Consider the following 13,995-nt stretch of genomic DNA (forward strand, 5'->3'; position numbering starts at 1 on the left):
CCGGTTCTGAGACAACGACATGCATAGAAACAGAGAAAAAGCGCGTCGCATGAATCCGTTTCGACGCGACGCGCTTTAGCCGACCTCGCTTGCGGGAATCAGCGGAAGCACATGCTCCCTTTCAAAGGCCACGTGCCGGCGCATGCTGTCAAAGAAGCCGCGCAGCATGAAGCCGAGCGCTTCGGGGTTGGCGATGACGGCTCCATGCCCGATCTCAAGCAGAGTGTCCGTCAGATCCTGGGCCGAACACTCGTCCTCGACATGCTCGGCTTTGAGGCGGCGTATGGAGGCACCTCGAGCGCCTTCATTGATGCTGTCATGCGCAAACGCCGGGAAGATATGTTCTTCCTCATAAGCGTGGCTTCTACGCAGCAAAGGCACGAGCTCATTTGCGACCAGAAGGCATTTCAGCCGATCCACCCGGGAAGGCAATCCGTCGGCAATAGCCTCCAGCTCGTCGCATAGGCGCATTTTTTGATCATGCCAGCGAGGAACGTCCAGACACGGTACGCGCCCACCTTGAACGCATGCTTCAACGACCGGACAGGCTTCCGGTTTGTCGCACCTGACGACAACTGACGATTTGCCACGGGCCATCGGAACCTCCGCGCATGAAACCAATGCGCAAGATTGTCCGACTGGCGAAGTGTGGACTTTGACATGGATCAAGGCGCCGGGCGGCCAGTCGCGGAATTGATGCGGCAGAGGGTTCACATCCGCACATCAGATCCGCGCTCGGGGACACGTCATGAAATTCGGCAGAGAAATCTTCGTCTTGGGCTTGTTCGCATTCGCCGCTCTGGCGGCGGCAGGCTTCGGCACGGACGAGCCCTTCCGGCAACATATGTGGGTGCTGTTTTTCGTACTACTCGGCTTCACCGCCATTTTGCTCCGCAACTCGAACTTCGCACCCGTTACCCCGATCGATCCATCGGCCTATTTGGACGGGCCCATCCGCTATGGCGCCATCGCCACCGTGTTCTGGGGTGTCGTCGGCATGCTTGTCGGCGTGATCATTGCGCTACAACTGGCCTATCCGCAGCTCAACATCCAGCCATGGTTCAACTTCGGCCGCCTGCGCCCGGTGCACACGTCGGGCGTCGTCTTCGCCTTTGGCGGCAACGCGCTTCTGTGCACATCATTATATGTCGTCCAACGCACCTGCCGCGCGCGGCTGTTCGGCGGCAATCTGGCCTGGTTTGTGTTCTGGGGCTATCAGCTCTTCATCGTCATGGCCGCTACCGGCTACCTGCTCGGCATCACCGAATCCCGGGAATATGCCGAACCCGAATGGTACGTCGACATCTGGCTGACCATAGTCTGGGTCGCCTATCTCATCCTGTTCCTCGGCACCATCCTGAAGCGCAAGGAACCGCATATCTACGTCGCCAACTGGTTCTACCTGTCCTTCATCGTGACCATCGCGATGCTGCATGTCGTCAACAACCTGTCGATGCCCGCCTCGTTCCTGGGTTCAAAAAGCTACTCGGCATTCTCAGGCGTCCAGGATGCCCTGACGCAATGGTGGTACGGCCACAACGCGGTCGGGTTCTTCCTGACGGCCGGCTTTCTGGGCATGATGTATTACTTCGTGCCCAAGCAGGCTAACAGGCCGGTCTACTCCTACCGGCTGTCGATCATCCACTTCTGGGCGCTGATCTTCCTCTACATCTGGGCTGGTCCGCATCACCTGCATTACACTGCCCTGCCCGACTGGGCGCAGACCCTCGGCATGGTGTTCTCGATCATGCTCTGGATGCCGTCCTGGGGAGGCATGATCAACGGCCTGATGACGCTGTCGGGCGCCTGGGACAAGATCCGCACGGATCCCATCATCCGCATGATGGTCGCGGCGATCGCATTCTACGGCATGTCGACCTTCGAAGGCCCGATGATGTCCATCAAGTCGGTGAATTCACTGTCCCACTACACCGACTGGACGATCGGTCATGTTCACTCGGGTGCGCTTGGCTGGGTCGGCCTGATCTCGTTCGGCGCACTCTACTACATGGTTCCGAAGCTGTGGAACCGCGAACGTCTCTATTCGCTGCGCCTCGTCACCTGGCATTTCTGGCTGGCGACACTTGGCATCGTGGTCTACGCGGCCGTGATGTGGGTCTCCGGCATCATGCAGGGCCTGATGTGGCGCGAATACGACGAGCAGGGCTTCCTGGTCTATTCCTTCGCCGAATCCGTGGCCGCCATGCATCCCTACTACGTGATGCGTGCCATCGGCGGAGCGATGTATCTCTCAGGCACGCTGATCATGGCCTGGAACATCACCATGACGATCCTCGGTCACCAACGCCAGGAGGCTCCCATGCCGGGCTCAATCCCGACCCTTCAGCCCGCGCAGTAAGGAGCCATTCCCATGAGCTTGATGGACAAACACTCGGTCATCGAGAAGAACGCGACACTTCTTCTGGTCGGCTCGCTGCTGGTCGTCACAATAGGCGGCATCGTCGAGATCGCACCGCTTTTCTATCTCGACAACACGATAGAGAAGGTCGAAGGCATGCGGCCCTACTCGCCGCTGGAGCTGGTCGGCCGCAACATCTACGTGCGCGAAGGCTGTTACCTCTGCCACAGCCAGATGATCAGGCCGTTCCGCGACGAGGTCGAGCGGTATGGGCACTATAGCCTGGCGGCGGAGTCGATGTACGACCATCCCTTTCAGTGGGGTTCAAAACGTACCGGTCCGGATCTGGCGCGTGTTGGCGATCGATATTCCAACGAGTGGCACACACAGCACCTGACAAACCCGCAGTCGGTCGTGCCTGAATCGATCATGCCGAGCTATGGGTTCCTGAAGGATACACCGCTCGACGTCAAAGACTTTTCAACACATCTCGTCGCGAACGCTGATGTCGGCGTTCCCTACACGGCCGAGATGATAGCGAACGCTAATGCCGATCTGAAGGCCCAGGCTGATCCTGCCGCCGACACGACGGCGCTCGAGAAGCGCTATCCCAAAGCCAAGGTCGGCGATTTCGACGGCAACCCAGCCCAGGTCACCGAGATGGACGCGCTGGTCGCTTACCTGCAGATGCTCGGCACGTTGGTCGATTTCAAGAACTACGACGAATCCGCAGGATACCGTTAGGAAAAAGCAATGGATTACAACGCGATGCGGCAATTCGCCGACAGTTGGGTTCTCCTTTTCATGGCCCTGTTCTTTGTCGGGGCGATCGTCTTCGCGCTGCGGCCAGGTGGCAAGAGTCAGGCAGACGAAGCAGCCCGAATCCCCCTGAAGGACGACTGACCATGAGTGATGAACATATCGACGATGTGTCGGGCGTCTCCACGACTGGCCATGAATGGGACGGGATCAGGGAGCTCAACAATCCCCTCCCGCGATGGTGGGTCATTACCTTCTACATCACCATCGTCTGGGCCATCGGCTATACGATCGCCTATCCGGCGTGGCCGATGCTGAGCTCTGCCACGAAGGGCGTGCTTGGCTATTCCAGCCGAAATGAGGTCAAGAACGAGCTTGCCGCCGCCGACGCTGCCAAAGACAAATATGTGGCGGCAGTGCAATCGAAATCCGTATCTGAAATTCTGGCGAATGACACTTTGCGCGAGTTTGCGGTCGCAGCCGGCGGAGCCGCATTCAAGGTCAATTGCACCCAATGCCACGGGTCCGGCGCCGCGGGATCGAAGGGCTTTCCCAACCTCAATGACGACGATTGGCTTTGGGGCGGCAAACCGGACCAGATCCAGCAGACCATCACACACGGCATCCGCTTTGTCCCGGACGCCGACACGAGGGTTTCGGAGATGCCGGCCTTCGCCGAAGTCCTTACAGCGGAACAGATCGCGCAGGTCAGCACTTTCGTCGCCAGCTTGTCCGGCAGCGTCGAAAACTCCGCCTTGATCGCTCCGGGCGCCAAGGTGTTCGCGGAGAGCTGTGCCGCATGCCACGGTGACAATGCCAAAGGTAACCGCGAAGTGGGTGCGCCTGACCTGACAGACGCGATCTGGCTCTATGGCTCCGGCGAGAGCGCGATCGCGGCACAGGTCCGCGCGCCCAGGCAGGGTGTGATGCCTGCCTGGGGAGCGCGCCTGGGTGAAACCAAGGTCAAGGAACTCGCCGTTTACATCCATTCGCTTGGCGGTGGGGAATAGGAAACGGGGGGTCTATTCCCTGCCCTTCGCCGCCAAAGCGACGAGGCCCGGCCGTGCCGGGCCTCGACTGTTTTGTTGACCGCTGGCGGATTGACTTGCGTCAACGAAGTCCGGGCCACCATGCGTCAAACCTATCCAGATCATAAGCTACGCGTCTGGAGATACCGGTGCTGGACCAAACACAGATAGAACGGCTTGAGGCAGAGCCGGTCAATTCCGCCAAGACACGGCAGCCGCTTTACGCCGCACGCAAGAAGATCTTTCCCAAGCGCGCTGCTGGTCGCTTTCGCCAGTTCAAATGGCTGGTGATGGCCGTTACCCTCGGCATCTATTACCTGACACCATGGCTGCGGTGGGATCGCGGCGCTTACGCGCCAGACCAGGCGGTTCTGGTGGACCTCGCGAACCGCCGCTTCTACTTCTTCTTCATCGAGATCTGGCCGCAGGAATTCTACTACGTCGCCGGGCTGCTCGTGATGGCCGGGGTCGGCCTCTTCCTGCTCACGTCAACAGTCGGCCGCGCCTGGTGCGGCTACGCTTGCCCGCAGACGGTATGGGTCGATCTGTTTCTTGTCGTAGAACGCGCGATCGAGGGAGATCGCAATGCGCGCATGAAACTTGACGCTGGCTCGTGGACAGCTCGCAAACTCGCACTTCGTACGGCCAAACACCTAATCTGGCTGGTCATAGCGGTGGCGACAGGTGGAGCATGGATATTCTACTTCGCCGATGCCCCAACACTCCTGCGGGAGGTCTTCACCGGGACCGCGGCAGCCGTCGCCTATGGCACGATCGGCATCCTGACAGCGACTACCTACACTTTCGGCGGGCTGATGCGCGAACAGGTGTGCACGTACATGTGCCCTTGGCCGCGGATCCAGGCAGCCATGCTCGACGAGAGTTCGCTGACGGTCACCTACAATGACTGGCGGGGCGAGCCGCGTTCGCGGCATGCCAAAAAAGCCCAGGCAGCCGGCCTTCCAACCGGGGACTGTGTCGATTGCAACGCCTGCGTCGCCGTCTGCCCGATGGGCATCGATATCCGCGACGGTCAGCAACTCGAATGCATTACCTGCGCGCTGTGCATCGACGCGTGCGACGGCGTCATGGATAAGCTCGGCAGGGAGCGCGGGCTGATCTCCTACGCCACCCTTACGGACTACAACGCCAACATGGCTCTGGCCACGGCTCAGGGAGCGTCGCCCATCACACCTTCGCTGATCAGGGCCGGTGACGGGCGGTTCTCCGAAAAGGTTGTGCATTTCCATCTGAGGAAAATCTTTCGGCCACGCACCTTCGCCTATATGGGCCTGTGGTCGATGCTTGGAGTTGGATTGGTCTACTCGCTGCTGACGCGGGACCGGCTCGAAGTGAATGTCCTTCATGACCGCAATCCGCAATTCGTCACGTTGTCCGATGGCGCCATCCGCAATGGCTACACGGTCAAACTGCTCAACATGATTCCAGAGCCGCGGACAATCGTCGTCACGCTACACGGGCTCGACGGCGCCGAAATGAGCCTGGTCGGCAGCGACCTTCCGCCGGGGCGCACCTTTGCGATTCCTGTCGAACCCGACCGACTGAAAATGCTGAAGATTTTTGTGCGCATGCCAGCTGCTCGGATTCAGGGGGAAACGCAGAGCTTCAAGTTCGTCGCCGAGGACAAAGCGTCATTCGAGTCTAACCAGTACGTCGCCACCTTCAACGCGCCGGAGATCAGCAAATGAGCACCGCGACACAACGGCCCCGCGAATTCACCGGCAGGCATATGCTTGCCGTCATCCTGGCTTTCTTCGGTGTCGTCATCGGGGTCAACGTCTTGATGGCCACACTGGCAAACACAAGCTGGACAGGCCTCGTCGTCGAGAACACCTATGTCGCCAGTCAGGAATTCAACAAGAAAGCCGAGCAAGGCCGCGCCCAGGCGGCACTCGGTTGGAAAAGCCTGTTTGTCATCTCGGACGGAGACGTCCGTTACAGCTTGGCTGATGCCGCCGGCAAACCGATTGCGTTGCACAGTGTCAAGGTGATGTTTCGCCATCCTGCCTATGAGAAGGAAGACGAATTAGTCATTCTGACTTCCGGGAACGCACAGGAATTCGGGGCGCGCCATCAGCCAAAAGACGGGGTCTGGATTGTGGAGGTGGACGCCGACGCAGGGCTCTCCGAGCCGTATCGCGAGGTTCGACGGCTGATCATCGCTCACGGTGAAATCCAATGAGCTGCTGCGCACCCGGAGCTGAATCCGTACTGGATCTCGGTGGTCCGACGGCGAATTTGCCGTCAAGCCAGGAGATCCGCCTGGCAAGCCGGGCGCTTGGCGACGGAATCAATCAAACCGATCTGTCGGTGCCAACGGTCCACTGCGGTGCCTGCATCCAAACCATCGAGTCTGCGCTCGGCACACTCGATCGGGTCGAAAGCGCGCGCGTGAACCTTTCCACAAAAAGGGTCTCCGTCCGCTGGCGTGACGGTGCGGTGCCACCACTGGCAAGCGTCCTCGCCGACCTGGGCTATCAGGCCCACCTCTTCGATCCTCAGGCCGAAGCACGAGACGAAACGCTGTCTGAATTGATCCGCGCCGTTGCTGTTTCCGGCTTTGCCGCCGGCAACATCATGCTCCTCTCCGTCTCGGTTTGGTCCGGGGCGCAAGGTGCAACGCGTGACTTGTTCCATTGGGTATCGGCGCTGATCGCCATCCCGGCGCTGGCGTTCGCCGGCGGCATATTCTTCCGCTCGGCATTGAATGCATTGCGCCATGGTCGCATGAACATGGACGTGCCGATTGCCGCAGGCGTCTCGCTCGCTTACTCAATGAGCCTCTACGAAACAATCAACCATGGCGTTCACGCCTATTTTGACGCTTCGGTGTCGTTGCTGTTCTTCCTGTTGATCGGCAGAACGCTCGACCATGTCATGCGCGAACGCGCGCGAACCGCTGTGAACGGGCTGTCGCGGCTTGCCGCGCGTGGCGCAATGGTCGTACGCGCCGATCGCTCTCGCCATTACCTGCCCGTTGAGGAAATTGAGCCCGGAATGCAGATCCTTGTGCCTGCGGGCGACAGGATTCCGGTTGACGGCAAGATCCTCAAAGGAGCATCGGATCTCGATTGCTCCCTGGTCTCCGGCGAGAGCAAGCCGCGACAGGCATCGCCCGGAGAAATCGTCCAGGCCGGCATACTCAATCTCACTGGCCCGCTGACGATCGAGGCCATGGCCGCCGCGAAAGACTCCTTCCTGGCGGAAATGGTTCGGCTGATGGAGGCCGCCGAAGGCGGGCGGGCGAGGTATCGCCGGATCGCCGATCGCGTCTCGGCACTCTATGCCCCGGTTGTCCACCTCACCGCCTTTGCGACATTCCTCGGATGGATGGCCGCCACAGGCGACTGGCACAGGGCGATGACCATCGCGATCGCGGTCCTGATCATCACTTGTCCCTGTGCGCTTGGCCTTGCGGTGCCAATTGTGCAGGTGGTGGCTGCTCGACGCCTGTTCGAGAGCGGCATCATGGTCAAGGATGGCTCGGCAATGGAGCGTCTGGCAACGATTGACACAGCGGCGTTCGATAAGACCGGAACGCTCACGCAGGGACAGCCCCGGCTAGTCAACGCGCCCTCAATCGATCCCCACATGTTGGCTATTGCCGCCAACATCGCCTCAAACTCTCGCCATCCTTACTCAAAGGCCATCGAGGGCTCTGCCATTCTCGGCAGGCAGTCGAAATTCGATGCCATGACCGAGCATCCGGGATTCGGAATCGAAGCCATCTCCGAAGGAAGCACTTGGCGGTTGGGTCGGCGCGGATGGGCCGGATGGAAAACCAGAACCGGAGGTGAAGGCAAGCATGGCTATGGTGGAACGGTTCTGACGAAGGACGGAACCATTGTCGCTACCTTCGAATTCGAGGATGCGCTACGCGCCGACGCCAAGGCTGCCGTGGCGCAATTGAAAGGCGCTGGCGTGTCGGTCGAAATGCTGTCGGGCGATACCGCGGGAACCTGTGCTGAAGTCGCTCGGACACTCGATATCGACGACTTCGTTTCGTGCCTCCTGCCGTCCGGCAAGGTCGAACACATCGAAACCCTCGCCAAGTCAGGGCACAAGGTTCTGATGGTTGGCGATGGGTTGAACGATACGCCCGCATTGAGTGCGGCGCATGTCTCGATCGCGCCAGCCACGGCGGCCGACATCGGCCGCAACGCCGCGGACTTTGTGTTCCTGCGCGACAGCCTCCTGGCGGTTCCGCTCGCGCTGGAGGTGTCCAGAAAAGCCGGACGGCTCATCAGGCAGAATCTCGCTTTGGCAATCGTCTACAATGCGGTTGCGGTGCCTGTCGCAATCCTCGGTCACGTCACGCCGCTGATCGCGGCGGCGGCGATGTCGATTTCTTCACTGCTTGTCATTGCAAATGCGCTACGCCTGCATGGCTTCGCACTGGGCCAACAAGCCCCGATTTCGGGTCTTCAAGCATCGGCACGAATGCCATGACGACACTCGTCTATCTTATACCAGTTGCACTGTTTCTCGGCACGTTGGGCCTGCTGGCCTTCCTGTGGGCGCTGAGGAGTGGTCAGTATGACGATCTTGATGGCGCGCCCGAGCGTATTCTGACTGATCAGGAGGACGCTCCGAACCCGTGAATGGCTGGAAGCAAGCTGGTGACCAGGCCAGGCATCGCTGCCGAAGCCAGCCGATGCATGACATCAGGTCAGGCGCCTTTCGCGGAGCGGTCGATCGTCGTGATGAATTGCGCCCGCTCGGCGCCGCCCGTCTTGATGCTAATCGAAGAGCAATTTTCAAATCCTCAGCGGTCACACCAAACACCCTGGCTCGATTGGTTTTGCTTGCACGGCAAGGGATGTTAATTAGGCTTTGCCGCGGGGCACCAATCCAGGGATTTCATGTGAGCGAAGCGCGCGATTTGTCGACAGGTGGGGCGATGCTGAAATCGGCGTTGTCGCAGATGTTCGACCAAGCTCCAGGATTCATGACCTTGTTGCGCGAGCCAGGTCACGTTTTCGAATTGACCAACGGTGCCTATCAACGGCTGATCGGTAACAGGCAGGTCATTGGAAAATCGGTGCGCGAGGCCCTGCCCGAGCTTGCAGGCCAAGGCTTGTATGAAATGTTGGACCAGGTCTACGAAACCGGTGAGCCCTACAGGGGCCGAGGGGTCAAGGTCACTCTGCGCAACAGGGACGACGAACAGGTCGAAGAGCGCATCCTGGATTTCGTCTACCAGCCTATCAGAGCCGAGGATGGCCACATCACCGCCATTTTCATCGAGGGCACCGATGTCAGCGAACTTTCTTTTGCAAACGCGGCTCTTCAGCTGCGCGAAGATCACTTGCGGTCGATCCTGGCAACGGTGCCGGATGCGATGGTCGTTATCGACGAGCAGGCGTATATCCAGTCCTTCAGCACCGCTGCCGAAACGCTCTTCGGCTATCGGGCAAACGAAGTCATCGGTCAGAATGTCAATCTTCTCATGCCGTCCCCCTACCGCGAGGAGCACGACGCCTACTTGCAACGCTATCTCACGACCGGTGAACGCCGCATCATTGGGCTCGGCCGCACCGTTACCGGAATGCGCAAGGACGGCTCGACTTTTCCGATGGAACTTTCCGTTGGCGAGATGCATCCCGGAACTGGACGATTCTTTACCGGCTTCTGCCGCGACCTGACCGAGCGCCACAGGGCAGAGGCGAGAATTCAGGAGCAGCAGGTGGAACTGCTTCACATGGCCCGGTTTACCGCGCTTGGCGAAATGGCATCGACGCTGGCGCACGAGATCAACCAGCCGCTGACCGCGATCACGAACTATCTAAAGGGCAGTCGCAGGCTTCTCGAAGGCAGCACCGAAGCGAGTGCACCGATGCTGCGGGAGGCTGTCGAGAAGGCGGCGGAACAGGCGCTGAGAGCAGGAGAAGTCATTCGTCACCTTCGGGATTTCGTCGCCAGGGGCGAAAGCGAACGCCAGGTCCAGCGCCTGCCGGCTCTGATCGAGGAGGCCTCATCCCTAGCGTTGGTCGGCGCAAGGGAAATAGATTTGCTCGTCAGCTACAAGCTGGATCTTGCCGCCGAACTTGTCCTGGTCGATCGTATCCAGATCCAGCAAGTTCTGCTCAACTTGATGCGCAATGCGGTGGAAGCCATGCAAGGCGCGCTGCGCCGTGAATTACAGGTCACGACCGTTGCCCGCGAAGATGGCATGGCCGAGGTGAGCGTCATTGATACAGGCCCTGGCCTCGCGCCGGAGGTGTCGGCCCAGCTTTTCCAGCCCTTCGTCACCACCAAGAAACATGGCATGGGTGTCGGGCTTTCCATTTGCCGTACGATAGTCGAATCGCACGGCGGCCATATATGGGCTGAGGCGGTTCCGACGGAGGGCACCGCTTTCCGGTTCACCTTGCGCATCCTTGAAAGGGAAGAGGTCGCCGATGGCCGGGAATGATCTTGTGCACGTGGTCGATGACGACGTGGACGTTCGAAAATCGCTTGGTTTCCTTCTTGGCACGGCGAATTTCGCCGTACGGCTGCACGATTCGGCAACGGCCTTTCTCGACATGATGACCGGCAAGATCGAAGGATGCATCGTCACTGATGTGCGCATGCCTGGTATAGACGGCATCGAGTTCCTGCGACAGCTCAGGGCCCGGGGCCATACGGTTCCGACAATCGTCATGACAGGTCACGCCGATGTTGCCCTCGCCGTCCAGGCAATGAAGGAAGGAGCCGCCGACTTCATCGAAAAGCCATTCGACGACCAAATCCTGATCGACGCGATCCGCTCGGCACTCGATGGGGGCAAGCAGGTGGGCGCCACGCACCCTCAATCCGCTGAGATCGGCAGTCGCCTGTCGACTTTGTCGGAGCGCGAGCGGCAGGTCCTCAACGGGCTCGTGTCAGGGCTGCCGAACAAGACGATAGCCTACGACCTGGGCATCAGTCCGCGCACGGTCGAGATCCATCGTGCCAACGTGATGAGCAAAATGGCGGCCGGCAGCCTTTCACATCTCGTGCGCATGGCGTTGATCATGGAATCCAAAAGCTAAGCTGGACCTCCGACAGATTTGTCATGGCTGGCTGGGGTTCTTTCCGCCTGCCAATCGCGCCAATGAGTTGGCCGAATGTCGACAAGCGCGCCGGTCGCCGCATTCTGCCAGCCTTTGTCTGCCTTCCGGCAGGGAAACACAAGCGAGTGCCCGCCCTCCTCATCAAAGACGGCCAGTTCGAGGTCGCAGCCAGACGGCGCGCTTAGGATTTGCTTCCACATCGCAGCACGATCTTCACAAACGGCGAGCCGCGCATTGATTTGCATCATTTTTCGAGAATTCCGGGCTGCCATCCGCAGCTGCGTGGACGCCGGAAAAGGTGATGTGTGATCATTTGGCAAGCAGCCGACTTCTCCTACAGATTGATCCAACTCAATGCGCAAACCTCGTCGAGGCGCGAAAACTGGCGGAGGCTTCCAAGGAACAATCGTATGAACCACATCGTATCCCATACCTCGTTTGCTACCTTCAACCACGCGGCCCAGCAGGCGCAGCAATGGGTCAACGAACTGGCCAAGGATCTCGGCTGGAGCGAGCCAAGCGCCTATCGGCTGATGAGATCCGTTCTGCGTACACTGCGCGACTGGCTGTCGCCTGCAGAAATGGCCGATCTATCGGCGCAGTTGCCAGTCCTGGTCCGTGGCGTTTACTTCGATGGCTGGAAACCATCGCCGCCGGCGTTCGAGAGAACGAAGCGTTATTTTATCACGAGCGTCAGAGCCAGTTTCGGCCATGACGACGAGATCGATTTCGACGTCGCTATCAACGCCGTGTTCACGCTTCTCGACCGCCATATATCGCATGGCGAGATCGTGCAGGTCCGAAGCTCGATGAAGAAGTCGCTTCGTGAACTGTGGCCAGCGGACTGACCGATGCTCCGCGACAGACAGGATGCCGGAAGCTGGGCGCCTAACGGGAGAAGCTTTGGCTGCGAATCAATAGCGCAGTCTCGCTGGGCCACGCTCCTGGCGCGGGTGGAGCCCGAAGCCTCAATGCCGGTCTCGCCCTCCTGACCGTTTGCAAGACGGGCGCCAGAGACCGTCCCAGAGACCATGACGACAGATTGGAGATTGCACCGATGCTGATCCGGATCCTTTCCGTACTGGAATGCACGAAGTTCTTGACCGCCAATCGCGTTGGCCACTTGGCTTGCGCCAAGGACGGGCAACCCTATCTCGTGCCGATCTACTACGCCCACGCCGACAATCATCTCTATGCGTTTTCCATGCCGGGCAAGAAGATCGAATGGATGCGAGCCAATCCGCTGGTGTCCGTTCAGGTTGGTGAACAGGGTGAAGGACGCAGATGGAAAAGCGTGGTCGTCGAGGGCCGTTTTGAAGAGCTGCCGGATCGGATTGGCCACAAGCTCGAACGGGACCATGCCTGGGCGATGTTGAGCAAGCACTCCAACTGGTGGGAGCCCGGCGCGCTCAAGCCAGTCATGCCTCTTGTCTCAGACAGCGCACCGCATGTGTTCTTCCGGCTCCTTGTGCAGCAGGTGTCGGGTCGGGAAGCCGTGGAATAGCTGGCGCTTGGCCGGCTTGGTACGGCTGCTTTCTCGATCCGGGCAATTTGGCTGAAAGCTGCCCGCTGATTGGGGGATAGGTAGTTCTCCATAGGGACATAACCGAATTCCGCAACACATGAATTGGCGCGATTGCTGTGTCACGGACAAAACCGGGGAAAACAGCCATGCACGCCTACACCGCCTCCAGAGTATTGCCTTCGCAATCCGATCAAATGAGCTTTCCCGCGGCATTCGATGGCACACAGCCGCAACCGGTCAGCTTCTATCCCGCAGGCTCGGAAATCTATGCCCAGGGCGAAAAGGCCGGAGCCCTCTATCAGGTCGAGTTCGGGGCCGTCCGTCTCTACCGCCTCCTCGCCGACGGTCGCAGGCAGATCAGCGCCTTTCACCTTGCAGGCGAGACTTTTGGCTTTGAAGCAGACGCCACGCATCACTTCTTTGCCGAAGCGATCAACATGACTGGTCTCCGTGCTGTCCGGCTCGCGGCCGGCGCGGATGTCTCGCGTAAACTGCTGCCGCTTGCCCTCAAGGGCCTGATACGGGCGCAGGAGCATCTCCTGGTCCTCGGGCGTCAGAGCTCCATCGAACGTGTCGCGGCCTTCCTCCTCGATATGGCGGAGCGCCAAGGTGGATTGCAGCCTGTCGAACTGCCGATGTCGAGGATGGACATCGGCGACTATCTGGGCCTCACGATCGAGACTGTGTCGCGCGTGTTCACCAAGCTGAAGGACAAGGGCACGATACGTCTTCTCGGTCTGCGCAACGTCGAGATCGTCAGATACGATACCTTGCGCAATATCAGCGAATGAGCCGATTGGCTCGGATCACCGGCATGCCGATTCGGCCGAGCGTGGAGTGCCCTGCCCTTGACGGAAATCAAAACGGCGCGAGCATTAGCATTTCACATGGCGTCGACCAGCAGAGGTGTTTCGCGGTCGGAGGGAACGAACCCATGAATTACCAGCGTTTCTTCGAGGAGGCGATCGACCAGCTCCATGCCGAGCGTCGCTACCGCGTCTTCGCCGACCTCGAGCGCATCGCGGGCAAGTTCCCGCGCGCCATCTGGCGTGCCAACGGCCGCGCCGAGGAAATCACCGTCTGGTGCTCCAACGACTATCTCGGCATGGGCCAACACGCGGACGTGATCGCAGCGTTCCAGAACGCGGCGGGCCGGATGGGTTCGGGCGCCGGCGGCACCCGAAACATTTCCGGCACGTCCAACCCGCTGGTCGAACTCGAGCATGAGCTTGCCGACCTGCACGGCAAGGAAGCGGCTCTCGTCTT

General features: G+C 59.8%; 15 protein-coding genes. 14 read left to right on the forward strand and 1 reads right to left on the reverse strand.

All coding sequences use genetic code 11. From position 1 onward, the window contains the following. Positions 1 to 75: 75 nt before the first annotated feature. Positions 76 to 597, reverse strand: a complete 522-nt coding sequence (locus FJ941_RS23655) for a hemerythrin domain-containing protein (RefSeq protein ID WP_140509352.1) — start codon at positions 595 to 597, stop codon at positions 76 to 78. Between the two features lie 151 nt (positions 598 to 748). Between FJ941_RS23655 and ccoN the strand changes: the two genes are divergently transcribed. From ccoN to FJ941_RS23730, 14 genes are all read left to right on the forward strand, one after another. Next, complete coding sequence (ccoN, locus tag FJ941_RS23660) at positions 749 to 2,359, forward strand: cytochrome-c oxidase, cbb3-type subunit I (RefSeq protein WP_140509354.1); 1,611 nt, start codon at positions 749 to 751, stop codon at positions 2,357 to 2,359. A 12-nt stretch (positions 2,360 to 2,371) separates the two neighbouring features. Then, complete coding sequence (gene ccoO, locus FJ941_RS23665; protein ID WP_140509356.1) at positions 2,372 to 3,103, forward strand: cytochrome-c oxidase, cbb3-type subunit II; 732 nt, start codon at positions 2,372 to 2,374, stop codon at positions 3,101 to 3,103. Between the two features lie 9 nt (positions 3,104 to 3,112). Beyond that, positions 3,113 to 3,262, forward strand: a complete 150-nt coding sequence (locus FJ941_RS23670; protein WP_015316364.1) for a cbb3-type cytochrome c oxidase subunit 3 — start codon at positions 3,113 to 3,115, stop codon at positions 3,260 to 3,262. Positions 3,263 to 3,264: 2 nt separating this feature from the next. Next, complete coding sequence (ccoP, locus tag FJ941_RS23675; protein ID WP_140509358.1) at positions 3,265 to 4,128, forward strand: cytochrome-c oxidase, cbb3-type subunit III; 864 nt, start codon at positions 3,265 to 3,267, stop codon at positions 4,126 to 4,128. A gap of 167 nt (positions 4,129 to 4,295) precedes the next feature. Beyond that, complete coding sequence (gene ccoG, locus FJ941_RS23680) at positions 4,296 to 5,855, forward strand: cytochrome c oxidase accessory protein CcoG (protein WP_181169928.1); 1,560 nt, start codon at positions 4,296 to 4,298, stop codon at positions 5,853 to 5,855. Continuing rightward, positions 5,852 to 6,349, forward strand: coding sequence for a FixH family protein (locus FJ941_RS23685; protein ID WP_140509362.1), 498 nt, complete (start codon positions 5,852 to 5,854; stop codon positions 6,347 to 6,349). Before ccoG ends, FJ941_RS23685 begins: the two co-directional genes overlap by 4 nt. After that, on the forward strand, positions 6,346 to 8,616 hold the full coding sequence (locus tag FJ941_RS23690) for a cation-translocating P-type ATPase (protein WP_140509364.1): 2,271 nt from the start codon (positions 6,346 to 6,348) through the stop codon (positions 8,614 to 8,616). Before FJ941_RS23685 ends, FJ941_RS23690 begins: the two co-directional genes overlap by 4 nt. Beyond that, complete coding sequence (gene ccoS / locus FJ941_RS23695; protein WP_140509366.1) at positions 8,613 to 8,768, forward strand: cbb3-type cytochrome oxidase assembly protein CcoS; 156 nt, start codon at positions 8,613 to 8,615, stop codon at positions 8,766 to 8,768. Before FJ941_RS23690 ends, ccoS begins: the two co-directional genes overlap by 4 nt. A gap of 299 nt (positions 8,769 to 9,067) precedes the next feature. After that, complete coding sequence (locus FJ941_RS23700; RefSeq protein WP_246673962.1) at positions 9,068 to 10,582, forward strand: PAS domain S-box protein; 1,515 nt, start codon at positions 9,068 to 9,070, stop codon at positions 10,580 to 10,582. Further along, positions 10,569 to 11,183, forward strand: a complete 615-nt coding sequence (fixJ, locus tag FJ941_RS23705) for a response regulator FixJ (protein WP_140509367.1) — start codon at positions 10,569 to 10,571, stop codon at positions 11,181 to 11,183. The genes FJ941_RS23700 and fixJ overlap by 14 nt, the downstream gene beginning before the upstream one ends. Before the next feature lie 431 nt (positions 11,184 to 11,614). Beyond that, positions 11,615 to 12,052: a DUF2267 domain-containing protein gene (locus FJ941_RS23715; protein ID WP_140509369.1), complete on the forward strand. Its 438-nt coding sequence runs from the start codon at positions 11,615 to 11,617 to the stop codon at positions 12,050 to 12,052. Positions 12,053 to 12,261: 209 nt separating this feature from the next. Then, a complete protein-coding gene (locus FJ941_RS23720) occupies positions 12,262 to 12,708 on the forward strand; it encodes a pyridoxamine 5'-phosphate oxidase family protein (protein WP_140509371.1) in 447 nt (148 codons plus the stop codon). 167 nt (positions 12,709 to 12,875) lie between these two features. Then, entirely contained in the window at positions 12,876 to 13,520 is a 645-nt protein-coding gene (locus FJ941_RS23725) for a helix-turn-helix domain-containing protein (RefSeq protein WP_140509373.1), read from the forward strand. A gap of 143 nt (positions 13,521 to 13,663) precedes the next feature. Further along, on the forward strand, positions 13,664 to 13,995 hold a 332-nt coding region (locus FJ941_RS23730; protein ID WP_140509375.1), incomplete at its 3' end, for an aminotransferase class I/II-fold pyridoxal phosphate-dependent enzyme.

It is taken from the genome of Mesorhizobium sp. B2-3-13 (genome assembly GCF_006442195.1).
Lineage (GTDB): Bacteria > Pseudomonadota > Alphaproteobacteria > Rhizobiales > Rhizobiaceae > Mesorhizobium > Mesorhizobium salmacidum.

Bases quoted from the DNA above. Each gene is read 5' to 3' on its own strand.
- FJ941_RS23715 (WP_140509369.1), top strand. From the start codon at position 11,615: ATGAACCACATCGTATCCCATACCTCGTTTGCTACCTTCAACCACGCG.
- ccoO (WP_140509356.1), top strand. From the start codon at position 2,372: ATGAGCTTGATGGACAAACACTCGGTCATCGAGAAGAACGCGACACTT.
- FJ941_RS23655 (WP_140509352.1), bottom strand. From the start codon at position 597: ATGGCCCGTGGCAAATCGTCAGTTGTCGTCAGGTGCGACAAACCGGAA.
- FJ941_RS23685 (WP_140509362.1), top strand. From the start codon at position 5,852: ATGAGCACCGCGACACAACGGCCCCGCGAATTCACCGGCAGGCATATG.
- ccoN (WP_140509354.1), top strand. From the start codon at position 749: ATGAAATTCGGCAGAGAAATCTTCGTCTTGGGCTTGTTCGCATTCGCC.
- FJ941_RS23720 (WP_140509371.1), top strand. From the start codon at position 12,262: ATGCTGATCCGGATCCTTTCCGTACTGGAATGCACGAAGTTCTTGACC.
- FJ941_RS23725 (WP_140509373.1), top strand. From the start codon at position 12,876: ATGCACGCCTACACCGCCTCCAGAGTATTGCCTTCGCAATCCGATCAA.
- fixJ (WP_140509367.1), top strand. From the start codon at position 10,569: ATGGCCGGGAATGATCTTGTGCACGTGGTCGATGACGACGTGGACGTT.
- ccoS (WP_140509366.1), top strand. From the start codon at position 8,613: ATGACGACACTCGTCTATCTTATACCAGTTGCACTGTTTCTCGGCACG.
- FJ941_RS23690 (WP_140509364.1), top strand. From the start codon at position 6,346: ATGAGCTGCTGCGCACCCGGAGCTGAATCCGTACTGGATCTCGGTGGT.
- FJ941_RS23670 (WP_015316364.1), top strand. From the start codon at position 3,113: ATGGATTACAACGCGATGCGGCAATTCGCCGACAGTTGGGTTCTCCTT.
- FJ941_RS23700 (WP_246673962.1), top strand. From the start codon at position 9,068: ATGCTGAAATCGGCGTTGTCGCAGATGTTCGACCAAGCTCCAGGATTC.
- ccoP (WP_140509358.1), top strand. From the start codon at position 3,265: ATGAGTGATGAACATATCGACGATGTGTCGGGCGTCTCCACGACTGGC.